The sequence below is a fragment of the Phycicoccus mangrovi genome (assembly GCF_018729305.1).
Lineage (GTDB): Bacteria > Actinomycetota > Actinomycetes > Actinomycetales > Dermatophilaceae > Phycicoccus > Phycicoccus jejuensis.
This window is the reverse complement of the sequence record NZ_JAHHWP010000012.1, coordinates 243,563-260,773: the sequence shown is the minus strand read 5'-3', so window position 1 is coordinate 260,773 and position 17,211 is coordinate 243,563. Positions and strand designations below refer to the sequence as shown.

Genomic DNA, 17,211 nt, shown 5'->3' with positions numbered 1-17,211 from the left:
GTTCCCGGGTACAGCGCGGTCGTATCGGGTGACCCGATACGCGAGTGACGCGAGGGAACACAGCGGGCGCCGGAGGGCGCGGGCGGAGGTCAGGTGACGTCGACGATGGTCGTCGTCACCTCGGTGACCGACGGCCGGCGCGGGGTGGAGGAGAACCCGAAGCGGCAGGGCGGGTCGACGGGGGCCAGCGCGCCGAGGTCGGCGCCGTCGAACCGCCCCGACATCGCCGTCACGGCGTGGACGTCGGTTGCGCCGTAGTACTCGCGGCGCCCGGCGCGGGCGACGCCCCGGGTCCGCACGCCTCGCAGGACGACGCGGGCGACGGGGTCGGCGAGCGTCGCGAAGGCCGGGCTCGTCGCGAGGGCCGGTGGCACGAGCCCGAGGAGGGTGCCGAGCGGGGTCCGACCCCCGAGGTCGGCGGTCAGCGTGAGCGACGGTGACGCGACGTCGAGGCGCGCCGGCCCGTCGCCGGTGAGGCCGACCGTCACCGGCTCGAGGCGGACCTCGTCGAAGGTGTAGGTCGTCGCGACGAGGTCGACGACCTGCTGCGTGGGGGCCAGCAGCACCCGGTGCCCCGTGGCGGTCTCGACCATGACGTCGGCGAAGGCGCCGAAGGGCGACTCGAGCCACCACCCGACGACGACCCGCACCCCGGAGGTGGAGCCCACGCCCGTGATGCGTCCGCGGAACCTGCGCCTCGTGCCCACCGGCCCATCATCGCCTCCCGCGCCGGGTGGCACCGCGGGCGACCCGCCCCGCGTCGGGCCACTCCCGCGAGGCGGTGCGGGCCACTAGGGTCCGGCCATGGGCGAGCGCGGGGTGGCGACGGAGCCCGCCCGCCTGCCCGCGTCCGTCCGCCGCGGCTACGGTCTCGGCTCGGTCGCGACCGGGTCGTTCGGGACGGTGCCCGGGCTGCTGCTGTTGCCGTACCTGACCGACCGGCTCGGCGTCGGTGCGGGGCTCGCCGGCCTCGTCGTGCTCCTGCCCAAGGCCTGGGACGTCGTCCTCAACCCCGTCGCCGGGCGGGTCAGCGACCGCTCGACGCACCCCGCCGGGCGGCGCCGGCCGTTCCTCCTGCGGGCCGGCCTCACGCTGGCGGTCGCGTTCGTGCTCCTCTTCGCGGGCCCGACGAGCCCGACGGCCCTCGCCGCGACGTGGGTCGTCGTCGCCTTCCTCGCCTGCGCGAGCGCCTACGCCTCCTTCCAGGTGCCGTACGTCGCGATGCCGGCCGAGCTGACCGACGACTACGACGAGCGCACGCGCCTCATGACGTGGCGCGTCGCGGTGCTCGCGCTCGCCATCCTCGTCAGCGGCGGGCTGGCGCCGGTCGTCCGCGACGCCGTCGGCCCCGAGCAGGGCTACCGCGCGGTCGGGCTGTTCGTCGGCGCGCTGATCCTCGTCGGCACCCTCGGCGCCTGGTGGGGCACCCGGGACGCGCCGGTGCGCCGCGCCGCGACCGCGGGCGGGAGCCTGCGCGACCAGCTGCGCGTCGTGGCGGCGTCGCGCGAGTTCCGCACCCTGCTGGCGGTGTTCGTGCTCCAGGCGCTCGCGACCGGCGCGATGCTCGCCGGCGTCGACTACGTGGCCCGGGTGCAGCTCGGCCGGCCGGGGGCGTCGGCGGTGCTCTTCGTCTGCTTCGTGGGGCCGGCGCTCCTCGTCACCCCGCTGTGGCAGCGGGTCGGCGAGCGTCACGGGAAGCGCACCGGCTACCTCTGGGGGTCGGTGCTGCTGGGTGCCGGTGCGCTCGCCACGCTGGCCGCCCTGCCGCTCGGGACCGCCGCGACGGCCGTCACCGTGGGTGTCGTCGGGGTGGGCTACGCCGCCTGCCAGATGTTCCCGCTCGCGATGCTGCCCGACGTCGCGGCGGCCGACACCGCCCGCACCGGCGAGGACCGCGCCGGGACGTACACGGGCGTCTGGACGGCGGGGGAGACGCTGGGCCTCGCCGTCGGGCCGTTCCTCTACGCGCTCGTCCTGACCGTCGGTGGGTTCGTGTCGTCCACCGACGCCGCTGCCGCGCAACCGGACTCGGCCCGCACGGCCATCGCCCTCGGCTTCACCGCCGTCCCGGCAGTGCTCGTCGCGGTCTCGGTCGTCGTGCTGCGCCGCTACCGGCTCGACCCGAAGGAGTCCGGATGACCACCTCCGCCGCCCCCACCGGACCGAGCGCCCCAGAGGTCCTCGAGGAGCTGCGCGCGCTGCGGGCGGCCGACCTGCCGACGCACGGCGGCCGGACCCTCGCCTACGTCTACGACTCCGGTCTCGCCGAGGCCGACGCCCTCGGCCGCGAGGCGCTGGCGATGTTCTCGTCGGCCAACGGGCTGGACCCCACCGCGTTCCCGTCGATCCAGCGGATGGAGAACGACCTCGTCGGCCGCGCCGCCGCGCTCCTGCACGCCCCGCCCGGAGCGGTCGGCGTCGTGACCTCCGGGGGGACGGAGTCGATCCTGCTCGCCGTCCTCGCCGCGCGCGAGGCCGCGCCCCACGTGGCGTCGCCGAGCATGCTCCTGCCGGCGTCGGCCCACGCCGCCTTCCGGAAGGCCGCCGAGTACCTCGGGGTGCGCGCGGTCGTCGTCGACGTCGACCCCGTCACCCTGCGGGCCGACCCCGCCGCGATGGCCGAGGCCGCGGACGGCTCGACCGTCCTCGTCGTGGCCTCCGCCCCGTCGTACGCGCACGGCGTGGTCGACCCCGTCGCGGCCCTCGCCGAGCTCGCGCTCGACCTCGGCGCCCGCTGCCACGTCGACGCGTGCATCGGCGGCTGGGTCCTGCCCCACCTCGACGACGTGCCGCCGTGGGACCTCGCCGTCGACGGCGTGACGAGCATCAGCGTCGACCTGCACAAGTACGCGTACACCCCTAAGGGGGTGTCGGTGCTGCTGCACCGCGACGCCGGGCTGCGGCGCGGGCACCTCTTCGCCTCGGCGGACTGGCCCGGCTACACGATGCTCAACACGACGACCCAGTCGACGCGCTCGGGCGGCCCGGTCGCCGCCGCGTGGGCCGTCACGCGCTTCGTCGGGGACGAGGGCTACGCGCGGCTGGCGCGCGACACGCACCGGGCGACGCTCGAGGTGGCCCGGGCGGTCGAGGACCTCGACGGTCTGCGCGTCGTCGCCCCGCCGGCGTCGACCCTGCTCGCGCTCGCGACCGACGACACCTGCGACGTCTTCACGGTGGCCGACGAGATGCTCGCGCGCGGCTGGTTCCTCCAGCCGCAGATGACCTTCCGCGACCTGCCGCCGACCCTCCACCTGACGTTCTCGGCCGCCACCGCCGCGGCCGTGCCGGAGGTCGTCGACGCGCTCCGGGAGTCGGTGGCCGCGGCGCGCGCCGCCGGGCCGGTGCGCCTCGACCCCTCCCTGGCGGGGATGCTCGCCCACCTCGACCCCGCGACGCTCGACGACGCGGGGTTCGCGGGCCTGCTCGCGGCGGCCGGGCTGGCCGGGGACGACGGCGGCGTCGCCCTGCCGGTCCGGATGGCGCCGGTCAACGCCCTCCTCGACGCGAGCCCGCCGGCGCTGCGCGAGGCCCTGCTCCTCGGCGTCCTCGACCGGCTCTCGCGCCCCACCCGTCCCGGACCCACGACCGGAGGACCCCGATGACCTCGTCCCTCTCGAGCAGCTGGCGCTGCGAGCAGTGCGGCCGCACCGTGCGCGGCGCGAAGCACACGACCCAGCTGGGTCGCACCGTCTGCACCTCGTGCCATGACGACCACGACGCGCTCGTGCTCGGGTCGTGGAGCGGCGGCGGCTTCGGCGACGTCGTCGCGGTGCGCGGTGCGCGCAGCTGGATCCGTCGCGTGCTCGGTCGCGGCTGACCGCCGGGGCAGGCGGCCGGCCGGAAAGCTCGCACGTGCGGGGTTGTCGCTGTCCGGACGGACCGTCAACCACGGAAAGCCCGCACGTGCGGGGTCGTCCTCGCCCCGGGAGCGGTCAGGCGGGGCTCGGTTGCCCGGCGGGCCGCGGACGTGTTGGCTGGACCCCGTTGGCACCGCCGCCGAAGGGACCCCGATGACGCTCACGCCCGACCCCGCCCTCTCGCACACGGTCGGCCTGCTCGACCCGCCCCTGCTCGAGCAGACCATCGGGGACGCGCTCGACGCCACCGTCGAGCGGTTCGGCGACCGGGAGGCGCTCGTCGACCGGGCCCAGGACGTGCGGATGACGTGGAGCCGGCTCGGCGAGGCGGTCGACCGGCTCGCCCGCGGGCTGCTCGCGAGCGGCCTCGAGAAGGGCGACCGCGTCGGCATCTGGGCCCCGAACTGCGCCGAGTGGACCCTCGTGCAGCTCGCGACGGCCAAGGTCGGGCTCGTCCTCGTCAACATCAACCCGGCCTACCGCACCCACGAGCTGACCTACGTCCTGCGGCAGGCGGGCATCCGGGTGCTCGTGACGGCGGCGTCGTTCAAGACCTCCGACTACGTCGCGATGGTCGAGACCGCCCGGCCCGAGTGCCCGGCCCTCGAGCAGGTCGTCGTCATCGGCCGCGACAGCTGGGACGCGCTGCTGGCCGGCGCCGACGACGTGAGCCCCGAGCGGCTGACGATGGCCCAGCGCGACCTCGACCCGTCCGAGCCGATCAACATCCAGTACACGTCGGGGACGACCGGCTTCCCCAAGGGCGCGACCCTCTCGCACCACAACATCCTCAACAACGGCTACCTCGTCGGCGAGCTCTGCCGCTACACCGAGGCCGACCGCATCTGCATCCCCGTGCCCTTCTACCACTGCTTCGGGATGGTCATGGGCAACCTCGCGGCGCTCACCCACGGCGCGTGCATGGTCATCCCCGCCCCCGGGTTCGACCCGGCGCTGACGCTGGCCGCCGTCTCCGAGGAGCGCTGCACGTCCCTCTACGGCGTCCCCACGATGTTCATCGCGGAATGGGCTCTGCCGCAGTTCGACTCCTACGACCTGTCGTCGGTCCGTACCGGCATCATGGCGGGCTCGCCGTGCCCGGCGTCGATGATGACCAAGCTCATCGAGTCGGGCATCGAGGAGATGACCATCTGCTACGGCATGACCGAGACCTCGCCGGTGTCGACGCAGAACCGCACCGACGACACCTTCGAGCAGAAGGTCAACACCGTGGGGGCGGTGCACCCCCACCTGGAGATCAAGGTCGTCGACCCGGTCACCGGCGAGACGGTGCCCCGTGGCACGCCGGGTGAGTTCTGCACCAAGGGCTACTCGGTGATGCTCGGGTACTGGGAGGAGCCGGAGAAGACGGCCGAGGTGCTCGTCGACGGCTGGATGCACACCGGCGACATCGCCGTCATGGACGACGAGGGCTACGTGCAGATCACCGGTCGCATCAAGGACATGGTCATCCGCGGCGGCGAGAACGTGTACCCGCGCGAGATCGAGGAGTTCCTCTACACGCACCCGGACGTCCTCGACGCCCAGGTCATCGGCGTCCCCGACGAGAAGTACGGCGAGGAGCTGTGCGCCTGGGTCCGGATGCGCGACGGCGCCGAGCCGCTGACCGTCGAGGCGGTGCGAGAGTTCTGCGCCGGGCGCCTCGCGCACTACAAGGTGCCGCGGTACGTCAAGGTCGTCGAGGAGTTCCCGATGACCGTGACCGGCAAGGTGCGCAAGGTCGAGATGCGCGAGCGGACGGTCGAGGAGCTCGGCCTCTGAGAGCAGCCTGACCTGCGGCGACGCCCGAGCGTGTCGCGCCGGACCGTCTTGCCGCGCGCGGCGTGGACCTTTAGGTTCTCCCGTGGCAGGGGATGCCCGGGCGCGTGCCCGGCAGGTGCTGCCGGGCCCGTGCCCGGCGGTAGGTTGGTCCGACGCCGTCACCCGGCGTGCTCTCGACAGAAAGTCCCCACATGCCCTCCACCACGATCCTCCTCGTCGTCGCCGCCGTCGTGGTCGTCGGCCTCCTCGCCGCCTGGCTGCTCGTGCGCCGCACCGCGAACCAGCGCAAGGACGCCGCGCGCGCCGAGGCCGCCGAGCTCCGGGCGCAGGCCGAGGGGCTCGCCCCCGCCGTCGCCGGCCAGGAGGCGTTCGCCGCCCAGTCCGAGGAGCGGGCCGAGGTGGCCCGGGCCGAGGCCGAGCGCCTCGCCGCCGAGGCGGAGGCCCGTCGCGCCGACGCGGAGGCCACCCGCACCGACTACGAGACGCTGCTCACCCGCGCCGACGTCGTCGACCCCGACGTCGAGACGCCGAGGGAGGCCGTGGACGCCGCCACGGCGGAGCGCGAGGACACCGCGGCCGCCGAGGCGGAGCGCGCCCCGACGACCCGGGCCGAGGCCCGCCGGATGCGTGAGGAGGCCGAGCGCTCCGCGTGGGCCGGCAGCCCCGCCGCGCCCGTGCCCGGCGCGGCCGGTGCCGCCGTCATGGGCGCCGAGCTCGCCGCCGAGGGGGCACGCGCCGCCGGGACGGAGGACCACCCGGAGGGCTCGACGGCCGCACGCGTCGCGACCGTGGAGGAGGCGACGGCCCCGGTCGACACGACGGCCACGCAGGTCCTGCCCGCCCATGACACCGACCTCGCGGCCGACAGCGACGCGGACGCCGTCGCGGACGAGCCGGTCGCCGCCCCCGCCCCGATCGAGGACGTGACGGCACCCGTCGCCGCCTCGTCCGCGGCCGACGACGAGGCGAGCGCCCGCATCGCGACGGCCGCCGACTACCGCGACGACACCGCCGACGGCACCGACGTGTGGGCGGCGCCGACGCAGGGTAGTGACGACCTCGTGAGCACCGACGACGAGACGTCGGCCGCCGACGACGCCCGGACCCCGTCCGGCGAGTGGGGCGGCCCCCGCGACCCCGAGGGCGAGGAGGCTTCGGCCGCCGACCAGCCCACCACGAGCACGACCGACCGCGTGGACGACACCGCCGACGACGAGCCGGCGGACGTCCGGCCGGTCGACGCCGACGCCCACGCCGACGCCGACGCGGACCCGGCCCACGAGCCGGTCGACGAGCCGGCGCCGCGCTCCGAGGTCCCCGACCACGAGGGGCCCGAGGCCTCGCAGGTCGTCGAGGACCCCGCCGACGGCGCCTTCGCCGAGCCCGAGGAGCCGGTGCCCGGCGACCAGCACGACCCCGCGACCGAGCGCGACTGGTCCGCCGACGAGGCCGAGCTGCTCGACGAGAACCGCGAGCGCGGCGACCGCCTGGCCCAGGACCGGGCCGAGATGGACCGCGAGGCGGCCGCCGTCGGGATGGACCCGGTCGACCCCGCCTCCGCCGGGCTCGTCGAGGACTCCGTCCGCGACGAGCCCGCCACCGACGAGCCGGCGATCGCGGACGAGCCCGTCATCGACGAGCCCGTCTCCGAGGAGCCGGCGGTCGTGGACGAGCCCGTCGCCGCCGACGACGGCGTCGTGCAGCCCGGGGACTCCTCCGCCACGGACGATGCGCCGGTCGCCGATGCCCCGCCGACGGACGTCGTCGGCGAGGTCCCGGCCGACCCCGACCCGGTGGCCGAGACCCCGGTGGAGGAGGCGGCTTCCGACGAGCCGACGCTCGACGAGACCCGCACCGACGAGCCGGCACCGGACGAGACGGCCACCGACGAGCCGGCCACCGCCGAGCCCGCCACCGACGAACCCGCCACCGACGAGGCTGCCCCGGAGCGGCCGGCCGCCCCCGCCGCCCGCCGGGTCTCGGAGTTCCACGAGGTCCGCGACGGCGGTTACGGGATGGGGTCCGCGGCGGCCCTCGAGGACGGCGCCCAGCCGCTCGACCACCCGGTGCAGGCCTACCGCGACACGATGACCTACCGCCTGCCCGAGGACGCGGGCTACGCCGACGCCGTCGCCGACGTCTGGTTCTACGACGCGGGCGCCGCGGAGCGCAGCGGCTTCCACCGCTCCGAGGGCTGAGCCCACCCCCGTCCGCCGACGCGCCGGTCCCCTCGGGGGCCGGCGCGTCGCGCGTCCGCGGGCGCCGAGCCCGCGGAGAGCCGTGCGTGTGCCACGCGCCACACGTCGCGAATCCCCGCGCCCGACCCGCTAGGTTCGGACGGAGCCCGCCCCGGCAACGGAGAGGAAGCCCCGTGCGCATCGGAGTCCCCCGCGAGTCACGACCGGGGGAGACCCGTGTCGCCGCGACCCCGAAGACCGTCGAGCAGCTGGTCGGTCTCGGCTACACCGTCTTCGTCGAGTCGGGGGCCGGGGCCCGCGCGAGCTTCTCGGACGAGGCCTACCGCGAGGCCGGCGCCGACGTCATCGAGGGCGCGGTCTGGAACGCCGACGTCGTCCTCAAGGTCACCGCGCCGACCGACGACGAGGTGGGGCGGCTGCGCCCGGGGACGGTGCTGGCCTGCCTCCTCGCCCCGGCGCTCGACCCGGACCTCGTGCAGCGCCTCGCCGACGCCGGGGTCACCGCGCTCGCGATGGACGCGGTGCCGCGCATCAGCCGCGCGCAGTCGCTCGACGTCCTCTCCTCGATGGCCAACATCGGCGGCTACCGGGCCGTCGTCGAGGCCGCGCACGAGTTCGGCTCGTTCTTCACCGGCCAGGTGACGGCCGCCGGCAAGGTCCCGCCCGCGAAGGTGCTCGTCGTCGGCGCCGGCGTCGCGGGGCTCGCGGCCATCGGCACGGCGAGCAGCCTCGGCGCGGTGGTCCGGGCGTTCGACGCGCGGCCGGAGGTCGCCGAGCAGGTCGAGTCGATGGGGGCGGAGTTCCTGCGCATCGACGTCGAGGACGACGGCCCGTCCGCCGACGGGTACGCGAAGCAGACGAGCGCCGACTTCGACGCCAAGGCCGCCGAGCTGTACGCCGCGCAGGCCAGGGACGTCGACATCGTCATCACGACGGCGCTCATCCCCGGGCGCCCGGCGCCGCGCCTGCTCACCGAGGAGATGGTCGCCTCGATGAAGCCGGGGTCGGTCGTCGTCGACATGGCCGCGGCCAACGGCGGCAACGTCGCCGGCACGGTCGCCGGCGAGAAGGTCGTCACCGATCACGGCGTGACCCTGCTCGGCTACACCGACCTGCCGGGCCGGCTGCCGACGCAGGCCAGCCAGCTGTACGGCACCAACCTCGTCAACCTCATGAAGCTCCTGACCCCGCAGAAGGACGGCGAGGTCCACCTCGACCTCGACGACGTCGTCCAGCGCGGCATGACCGTCGCGAAGGACGGCGAGGTGATGTGGCCGCCGCCCCCGGTCCAGGTCTCGGCCGCGCCGACGCCGGGCACCGACGTCGTCACCGTCGACACGACCACCAAGCCCGCGAAGCAGCCGATGAGCGGGACCGCGAAGCTCGCCCTGGCGGGGGCCGGTGCGGCGCTGTTCCTGTTCGTGTCGGCCTTCGCGCCACCGCCGTTCCTCGGGCACTTCATGGTCTTCATGCTCGCGGTCGTCATCGGCTTCTACGTCATCGGCAACGTGCACCACGCGCTGCACACGCCACTGATGTCGGTGACCAACGCGATCAGCGGCATCATCGTCGTCGGGGCGCTGCTCCAGGTCGGGCGCGACAGCGTGGCGGTGACGGTGCTCGCGTTCGTCGGCATCCTCGTCGCGAGCATCAACGTCTTCGGTGGCTTCCGGGTGACGGCGCGAATGCTCGAGATGTTCAAGCGCGAGGAGCCCGTCCGATGAGCTCGACCCTCACGCAGGGCGCCTACATCGTCGCGGGCCTGCTCTTCATCCTCGCCCTCGCCGGCCTCTCGCGGCACGAGTCCGCCCGGCGCGGCAACCGCTTCGGCATCGCCGGGATGGCCGTCGCGCTCGTGGCGACCGTCCTCGCGGCGACGATGGGTCTGCGCGAGACCTCCGGCGGCCTGACCGTCGAGACCGGCGGCTCGGGCTGGCTCGGGCTGCTGCTCATCGTCGTCGCGATGGGCATCGGCGCGGCGATCGGCCTCGACCGCGCCCGCAAGGTCGAGATGACCGGGATGCCCGAGCTCATCGCGATGCTCCACAGCTTCGTCGGGCTCGCGGCCGTGCTCGTCGGCTGGAACTCCTCCTACGAGGTCACGGCGTACCCGACGATCCACGACGTCGAGGTGTTCGTCGGCGTCTTCATCGGTGCGGTGACGTTCACCGGGTCGATCGTCGCGTTCCTCAAGCTGTCGGCGCGCATCCCGTCCAAGCCCTTGATGCTGCCGTACCGCAACTGGCTCAACGTCGGTGCGCTCGGGCTGTTCGTCGTGCTGACGGTGGTCTACGTCGCGGTGCCCGAGCACGCGGTCTTCGTGCGGCACCTGCTGCTCGGGTTCGTCACGCTCCTGGCCCTCGCCTTGGGCTGGCACCTCGTCGCGTCGATCGGCGGCGGCGACATGCCGGTCGTCGTCTCGATGCTCAACAGCTACTCGGGGTGGGCGGCGGCCGCGGCCGGCTTCCTGCTCGGCAACGACCTGCTCATCATCACGGGCGCGCTCGTCGGCTCCTCGGGTGCGTACCTGTCGTACATCATGTGCCGCGCGATGAACCGCTCGTTCATCTCGGTCATCGCCGGCGGCTTCGGGGTCGAGGGCGGCACGGTCGCGGCGGGCGACGTCGACTACGGCGAGCACCGCGAGGTCACCGCCGAGGGCGCGGCCTCGCTGCTCACCTCGGCGCGCTCGGTCGTCATCACCCCGGGCTACGGGATGGCCACCGCGCAGGCCCAGCACGCCGTCGCCGAGCTGACCAAGCGGCTGCGGTCCTCCGGCGTCGACGTGCGCTTCGGCATCCACCCGGTCGCCGGGCGGCTGCCGGGGCACATGAACGTCCTGCTCGCCGAGGCCAAGGTGCCCTACGACATCGTCCTCGAGATGGACGAGGTCAACGACGACCTCGCCGAGACCGACGTCGTCCTCGTGATCGGCGCCAACGACACCGTCAACCCGGCCGCCGCGGAGGACCCCACCTCGCCGATCGCCGGCATGCCGGTGCTGCGGGTGTGGGAGGCCAAGGACGTCATCGTGTTCAAGCGGTCGATGGCCACCGGGTACGCGGGCGTGCAGAACCCGCTGTTCTTCCGCGAGAACACGCAGATGCTCTTCGGCGACGCCAAGGCCCGGGTCGAGGACATCATCGCCGCCCTCTGACGTCGGCCTCGGGTCGAGGGGCCCGAGCTTCCGCGTCGTCACCGTGACGACGCGGATGTTCGTCCGAGGCGGGGATGCATCCGCGACGCGCGTGAACGTCCGCGTCATCACAGGGACGACGCGGATGTTCACGCGCGTCGACGCGGGCGGCGGCGAGGGTCAGGGGTCAGGCGGTGGGGCGCTCGCGCCAGGCGCTGCCGGCCGCGGCGACGACGAGCCCGGTCGTGGCGAGCGCCAGCACCGCGGTGAGGGTGCCGCTGAGGACCCGCGGCTCCTGCCAGATGACGGCGACGAGCACCGTGGCGACGCTGATCGGCCCGAGGGCGAGCAGGACGCCGCGGGTACGGGGCGCGAGCCGCCACGCGACGAGCAGGCAGGCGACCGACACCGCCCAGGGGAACCAGCCGAGGAAGATCATCTCGGCGACGTGCGGGAGCAGCGGGACGCCGAACATCCCGCCCTCGAACGCGGTGTCGGCCCCGCTCGACGTGAGCCCGACGACGCGCGCGAGGGCGGCCGTCGCGGTGAAGGGCACGGTGCTCAGGAGCAGCAGGGCGAGGCCGGCCCCCAGCCAGCCCCGGGCCGGCAGGGGGCGTGTCGGCGCTGCGGCCCACGACGGCGCGGGCGGCGTGGCCGCGGGCTGGTCGGCACGGGCCTCGGCGGCGATGCGCTCGGGCGGGCCGAGCCGGACCAGGGCCTGCTCGAGGGCGGCGGGGTCCCCGGGGTGCTCGGCGGCGACGGCATCGAGGTGCTCCCGCACCCCGGCGAGGACGTCGTCGCGGGTGCCGGGGTCGAGGTCGGAGAGCATCCGGGCGAGGTCGTCGAGGTAGGTGGTGACGCGGGTGTCGGAGCCGTTCACGGGTGTCCTCCCTGGAGGGTGGTGTCGACGGCGTCGCGGAAGGACTTCCACGTGCGCCGGAAGGTCTCGAGGGCGATCCGCCCCTGCGCGGTGAGCGTGTAGTAGCGGCGCGGCGGGCCGGCGCTCGACTCGGCCCACGTGGTCTCGACGAGCCCCTGCTTCCGCAGCCGGGAGAGCAGCGGGTAGAGCGTGCCCTCGCCGGCGAGCAGCACCCCGTCGTCGCCGAGGCGGCGCGCGATGTCGAGGCCGTACATCGGCTCGGTGTCGAGCAGCGCGAGGACGCAGTGCTCGAGCGCGCCGCGACGCAGGTGCGTCAGGATGGCGCTGTCACCGGGTTCCATGCGTCACAAGGTACTGCCGCCGGGTGGTCGGCGGCAAGCATCCGGCACAGCTCCCGGGGTCGAGGGCGGAGGTGATCGCCATGGCTACCGCGTGCACACTCGACTCCGGAGGTGGAGGGGGCCGGCGGGCGCGGGCGGGTGGGGCGGCGCGGTCTCGGTAGGCTGCGCGGCGTGAGCGACACCGAGCAGCCCACCGCCATCACCTACGCCGCGGCGGGGGTCGACGTCGAGGCCGGTGACCGCGCCGTCGAGCTGATGAAGGAGTCCGTCCGCCGGGCCACCCGCCCCGAGGTCCTCGGCGGCCTCGGCGGCTTCGCCGGGATGTTCGACGCCAGCGCGCTCGCGTCCTACCGGCGGCCGGTGCTCGCGACCTCGACCGACGGCGTCGGCACGAAGGTCGCCATCGCGCAGGCCCTCGACCGGCACGACACCATCGGCTTCGACCTCGTCGGGATGGTCGTCGACGACATCGTCGTCTGCGGCGCCGAGGCCCTGTTCATGACCGACTACATCGCCTGCGGCAAGGTCGTGCCCGAGCGCATCGCGGCCATCGTCTCCGGCATCGCCCGGGCCTGCGAGCAGGCGCGGGTCGCGCTCGTCGGCGGCGAGACCGCCGAGCACCCCGGCCTCCTCGACCCCGACGAGTACGACGTCGCGGGCGCGGCCACCGGCGTCGTCGAGCACGACGCCGTCCTCGGGCCGCAGCGCGTCCGGGCCGGCGACGTCGTCCTCGGCCTCGCGAGCAGCGGTCTGCACTCCAACGGGTACTCCCTCGTGCGCCGCGTCGTCGCGCACGCCGGCTGGGCGCTCGACCGGCACGTCGACGACTTCGGCCGCACGCTCGGCGAGGAGCTGCTCACACCCACCCGCGTCTACGCCGCCGACCTGCTCGACCTCGTCCGGCTCGACGGGGTCGACGTGCACGCGCTCTCGCACGTCACCGGCGGTGGGCTCGCGGCCAACCTCGCGCGCGTGCTGCCCGACGACGTCCACGCCCGGCTGTACCGCGCCTCGTGGACGCCGCCGGCCGTGTTCTCGACAGTCGGCTCGCTCGGCAACGTCCCGCGCGCCGACCTCGAGCGCACCCTCAACATGGGAGTCGGCTTCGTCGCCGTGCTCCCGGCCGCGTCGGTCGACGCGGCGACGGAGCACCTGACGGCTCGCGGCATCGACACCTGGGTCATGGGCGAGGTGCACGAGGCGTCGGCCGCGGACGCCGCGACCGGCGAGGTCGTGCGCGGTGCGAAGGGCGTCGACGGCGGCTCGGTCGAGCTCGTCGGCGACCACCCCGCAGCCTGAGGGGCGCCGACTCCACCCCGACTGATTGCGCATCCGCCACCTCTGCGTGCCCTCGTGGGGGCCTTCGAGGTGGCGGATGGGCAAGAAGTCGTTGAGGGGAGGGGCCGGCCGCCCGTCGGGACAGGGGACAGGATGTCGGCGACGGACGACCGGCGGTTCTGGTGGGGGTGGTCGGGGAGAGCGGCCCCGGGCGGGGTCAGCCCCAGATGGCCGAGGCCCACTCCGGGTGGTCGACGAACGGGTTCCGGTTGTGCTGCCACGTCGTGTAGATGCGGTCGTTGCGGCGCATCTCGAAGGCGTCGACCGGGTCCTGCGCGTTCCACTGGAGCAGCACCGAGAGCTTGCCGATGTACGGCGCGGTGCCGTTGCCGACGGAGTTGTTCATCTCGAGGTTCGCCCAGCCGTCGTCGCCCTCGTAGCGGACGGCCATGTAGAAGATCATCCGGGCGACGTCGCCCTTGACCGCGTCGCGGGGCTCGAAGGAGTCGGAGTCCGAGAGGCAGCCGGTGCACTGTGCGACCGCGCTGCCGCCGTCGTCGAAGTCGAGGTTGCCGCGGGTCGAGTTGACCGTGACGTCCTCGGGGCGCAGGTGGTGCACGTCGGTGCCCGGGCCGGTCGCCGTCCCGAAGTCGCCGTGCGACTTGGCCCAGACGTGCTCGCGGTTCCACTGGTCGACGCCGCCACCGTTGTCGGACTTGGCGATCGAGCGGCCCGAGTAGATCTCGACGACGTTGTTGGTGTTGTTCGGGTCCTCGTCGGTGTCCTTGAGGGCCGTCCACACCTGGTCGTAGGTGAGCTTCGTCTGGTCGTCGATGATGCCGTGCAGCGCAGTCTTCAGCGCCGACCCGGTCTTGCCGACGGCGGGGGCGTAGTAGGTGCTGTCGTAGGCGCCGGTACCCCCGGTGCCACCGCCCGTCCCGCCGCCGCCGGTGCCGCCGCCCCCGGTGCCGGCCGCCGCGACCGCCGTCGTGCCGGTCATCCCCGGGTGCGAGAAGTACGCGGCGAGGGTGCCGGTGACGTCGACCTGCTTGCCCATGAGGGTCGGGTTGGTCTTCAGGCCCCACTGCGAGCGCAGGGCGCTCGGCAGCTGGACGTAGAGCATCCTCGACGTCGCGGTCTCGGACGCGGTGTCGGCGATCGCGAGGGCGTAGTCGTTAGGGAAGGCCGAGCGCACGACGGTGGAGGTCGACGTCGGTTGGCCCACGACGTAGCCGCGGACCGTGTGGGAGGCGCCGTCCTGGGTCGCCACGGCCTGGGCGACGGTCAGCGGGGTCGCCGCCTGGGACGCGGGGGCGGTCAGGCCGAGGAGGACGACGAGGGCGGAGGCGAGCGCGAGGGCCGTGGGCACGACGCGCCGTCGGGTCTGGTGTCGGGTCACGGTGGACGACCCTGCCGGTCGTGCGGTCGGGCGGGGGTCTGCCGGGGTCAAGGATTCGGTCAGGACTCACCCATGCCCGGGTCAACCCCACCAGGGCTCCCATCTCACTTCTTGCGAGTTGCGCCGCTCGACACCCCGTCGACGGGCGCGTCGAGCGGCGCAACTCGCAAGAAGTGGGGAAGGCCGGGGGTCAGGTGACGGTGACCTGGGGGGCGAAGAGGGCCATCGCGGCGAGGGCCCGGGCGTGGTTCTCGGGGGTCGAGCCGGCGCACGCGTCCGCGACGACCTCGACGGTGACCCCGGCGTCGGCCATCGGCAGGACGGTCGAGACGACGCAGCAGTCGGTCGCCACCCCGGCCACCGTCACGTGGGCGTCGGGCCCGACGACGTCGTGCAAGCCCGGCCACTTGCCGAAGGTCCCGGCCGTCACGACCGTGCCGGCGACGCCCTCGAGCTCGGGCACCACGGCGTACAGCGGGTCGGCGTCGGGGACGAGGGCGAAGGGCCACTCCTCGTAGTACGGACCCCAGGACCCGCCGAGCGAGGGGTCGGCGACGAACCGCGTGACGACGGTGCGCTCCGGCCCGAACCGCTCGGCCAGCTCGCGCATCCGGCCCACGGCGCCGGCGAACATCGGTGAGCCCCACGGCGAGCTGCCGGGGTCGGCGAAGACGACCTGCGGGTCGACGACGACGAGCCAGCGCCCGTCGGACGTCATCGGGCGGCCGGTGCGGCGGCCGGGGTCTCGGCGCCCCGCTCCTGCCGCCGGACCGCGGCCCGGCGAGCGAGGAGGGTCACCCCGAAGCCGATGACGAACGCGAGGATGACGCCGATGTTCGCGTAGGGCCAGGTGCCGTCCCAGTACGGGGCACCCTCACCCTGCGTGACGTAGGTGCCGAGCCCGAGCGGCTCGAGAAGGTAGCCCTGCCAGTTGTTCCAAGCGGCGTCGACCGCGAAGTTGTTGACGACCAGGCCCCACCCGAGCACGGAGGCCAGGACCATCGTCCCGACCGAGACCCAGTCCCACGCGCCGTAGCGTCCGCGCGGGTCGAAGAGCGCGTCGGCGCCGTCGGGACCCCAGTCGTAGTCGCGCCGGCGCATCACGAGGTCGGCGATGAAGATGCCGGCCCACGCCGCGAGCGGCACGCCGAGGGTGATGAGGAAGGACTGGAACGGCCCGAGGAAGTCCTGGGCGACGAAGACGACGAAGAAGGTGCCGAGGGTGAGGATGACGCCGTCGACGAGCGCCGCGGCCGGGCGGGGCACCTTCACCCCCAACGAGAGCAGCGTCAGTCCCGAGGAATAGATGCCGAGCACCGCACCGGACACGAGCGAGAGGATGACCGCGACGAGGAACGGCACGAGGAACCACGTCGGGAGGATGCCGGCGAGCGCGCCGATCGGGTCGCTGCCGATGCCGGCCGCGACGTCGGGGTCGGAGGCGGCGACGAGCAGGCCGAAGCCGACGAGCAGGACGGGCGCGACGGACCCGCCGACCGTGTTCCACAGGACGACCGCGCGGTCCGAGGCGTCGCGGCGCTGGTAGCGCGACCAGTCGGCGGCGATGTTGATCCAGCCGAGGCCGAAGCCGGTCATCACCATGACGAAGGCGCCGACGACGGCGCCGGCCGGCCCGGACGGCACGGCCGAGACCTTGCTCCAGTCGATGGTGCCCTGCGCGAGCACGATGACGACGAACAGGACGGTCACGGCGCCGGTGACCCAGGTGAGCACCGACTGCAGCCGCATGATGACGTGGTAGCCCGCCACCGAGGCGCTGACGATGAGCAGCGCGACGACCACGGCCGCGACGACCTTCGTCACCGTGCCGCCGCCCAGGCCGAGGCGCTCGAAGACCGTCGCGGTCGCGAGCACGGCGGTGATCGCGAGGAAGGTCTCCCAGCCGATCGACGTCAGCCACGAGATGACGCCCGGCACCTTCTGCCCGGTCACCCCGAAGGACGCGCGCGACAGGATCATCGTCGGCGCCGACCCGCGCTTGCCGGCGATCGCGACGACCCCGCAGAGCAGGAACGACACGACGATGCCGAGCACCGCGACGAGGACGCCCTGACCGACGGAGATGCCGAAGCCGAGGACGAACGCGGCGTAGGAGATGCCGAACACCGACACGTTGGCCGCGAACCACGGCCAGAAGAGGTCGCGGGGCGACGCGGTGCGCTCGGCCTCGTCGATGATCTCGATGCCGGTCGTCTCGACGCCGAGGCGCCGGGTCTCGGCTGCGCTGGTCTCGCTCATGGAGCGAGCATGGCAGACCGTCGACGCGCCGACGGCGCACGGCACACCGCCGTCAGCGACGCCTCACGGCATCGGGTG

At 74.2% G+C, this 17,211-nt stretch carries 14 protein-coding genes; 8 read left to right on the top strand and 6 right to left on the bottom strand.

What is annotated here, in order from left to right; all coding sequences use genetic code 11:
• Positions 1–89: 89 nt before the first annotated feature.
• A complete protein-coding gene (locus KMZ30_RS11655) occupies positions 90–707 on the bottom strand; it encodes a hypothetical protein (protein ID WP_215512126.1) in 618 nt (205 codons plus the stop codon).
• Between the two features lie 97 nt (positions 708–804).
• Here KMZ30_RS11655 and KMZ30_RS11650 point away from each other — a divergent pair, with 97 nt between their 5' ends.
• The 7 genes from KMZ30_RS11650 (at position 805) to pntB (ending at position 10,997) form a co-directional block, all read left to right on the top strand.
• Entirely contained in the window at positions 805–2,139 is a 1,335-nt protein-coding gene (locus tag KMZ30_RS11650) for an MFS transporter (RefSeq protein WP_215512127.1), read from the top strand.
• On the top strand, positions 2,136–3,605 hold the full coding sequence (locus tag KMZ30_RS11645) for a pyridoxal phosphate-dependent decarboxylase family protein (RefSeq protein WP_215512128.1): 1,470 nt from the start codon (positions 2,136–2,138) through the stop codon (positions 3,603–3,605). Before KMZ30_RS11650 ends, KMZ30_RS11645 begins: the two co-directional genes overlap by 4 nt.
• On the top strand, positions 3,602–3,820 hold the full coding sequence (locus tag KMZ30_RS11640; protein WP_215512129.1) for a hypothetical protein: 219 nt from the start codon (positions 3,602–3,604) through the stop codon (positions 3,818–3,820). Before KMZ30_RS11645 ends, KMZ30_RS11640 begins: the two co-directional genes overlap by 4 nt.
• A 193-nt stretch (positions 3,821–4,013) precedes the next feature.
• Positions 4,014–5,642 carry an AMP-binding protein gene (locus KMZ30_RS11635; protein WP_215512130.1) on the top strand — a complete coding sequence of 543 codons (1,629 nt, stop codon included), beginning with the start codon at positions 4,014–4,016 and terminating at the stop codon, positions 5,640–5,642.
• 191 nt (positions 5,643–5,833) lie between these two features.
• The gene (locus KMZ30_RS11630) at positions 5,834–7,840 is read left to right on the top strand and encodes a sunset domain-containing protein (RefSeq protein ID WP_215512131.1); all 2,007 of its coding nucleotides are present in this window, start codon (positions 5,834–5,836) and stop codon (positions 7,838–7,840) included.
• A gap of 173 nt (positions 7,841–8,013) precedes the next feature.
• Positions 8,014–9,564: a Re/Si-specific NAD(P)(+) transhydrogenase subunit alpha gene (locus tag KMZ30_RS11625; RefSeq protein WP_215512132.1), complete on the top strand. Its 1,551-nt coding sequence runs from the start codon at positions 8,014–8,016 to the stop codon at positions 9,562–9,564.
• On the top strand, positions 9,561–10,997 hold the full coding sequence (gene pntB, locus KMZ30_RS11620; RefSeq protein ID WP_215512133.1) for a Re/Si-specific NAD(P)(+) transhydrogenase subunit beta: 1,437 nt from the start codon (positions 9,561–9,563) through the stop codon (positions 10,995–10,997). The genes KMZ30_RS11625 and pntB overlap by 4 nt, the downstream gene beginning before the upstream one ends.
• A 166-nt stretch (positions 10,998–11,163) precedes the next feature.
• On the opposite strand, the gene KMZ30_RS11615 is transcribed toward pntB, so the two are convergent.
• Both KMZ30_RS11615 and KMZ30_RS11610 read right to left on the bottom strand, forming a co-directional pair.
• Positions 11,164–11,856, bottom strand: coding sequence for an HAAS signaling domain-containing protein (locus KMZ30_RS11615; protein ID WP_215512134.1), 693 nt, complete (start codon positions 11,854–11,856; stop codon positions 11,164–11,166).
• Positions 11,853–12,197, bottom strand: coding sequence for a PadR family transcriptional regulator (locus KMZ30_RS11610; RefSeq protein ID WP_207025082.1), 345 nt, complete (start codon positions 12,195–12,197; stop codon positions 11,853–11,855). The genes KMZ30_RS11615 and KMZ30_RS11610 overlap by 4 nt, the downstream gene beginning before the upstream one ends.
• A 171-nt stretch (positions 12,198–12,368) precedes the next feature.
• Here KMZ30_RS11610 and purM point away from each other — a divergent pair, with 171 nt between their 5' ends.
• Positions 12,369–13,496, top strand: a complete 1,128-nt coding sequence (gene purM, locus KMZ30_RS11605) for a phosphoribosylformylglycinamidine cyclo-ligase (RefSeq protein WP_215512135.1) — start codon at positions 12,369–12,371, stop codon at positions 13,494–13,496.
• A 196-nt stretch (positions 13,497–13,692) separates the two neighbouring features.
• Here the strand turns inward: purM and KMZ30_RS11600 are convergent, their stop codons facing one another.
• The 3 genes from KMZ30_RS11600 to KMZ30_RS11590 form a co-directional block, all read right to left on the bottom strand.
• Positions 13,693–14,874, bottom strand: coding sequence for an endonuclease (locus KMZ30_RS11600; RefSeq protein ID WP_215512136.1), 1,182 nt, complete (start codon positions 14,872–14,874; stop codon positions 13,693–13,695).
• Positions 14,875–15,064: 190 nt separating this feature from the next.
• On the bottom strand, positions 15,065–15,592 hold the full coding sequence (locus KMZ30_RS11595; protein ID WP_215512137.1) for a cysteine hydrolase family protein: 528 nt from the start codon (positions 15,590–15,592) through the stop codon (positions 15,065–15,067).
• Positions 15,589–17,133: a purine-cytosine permease family protein gene (locus tag KMZ30_RS11590; protein ID WP_215512138.1), complete on the bottom strand. Its 1,545-nt coding sequence runs from the start codon at positions 17,131–17,133 to the stop codon at positions 15,589–15,591. Before KMZ30_RS11590 ends, KMZ30_RS11595 begins: the two co-directional genes overlap by 4 nt.
• Positions 17,134–17,211: the final 78 nt, after the last annotated feature.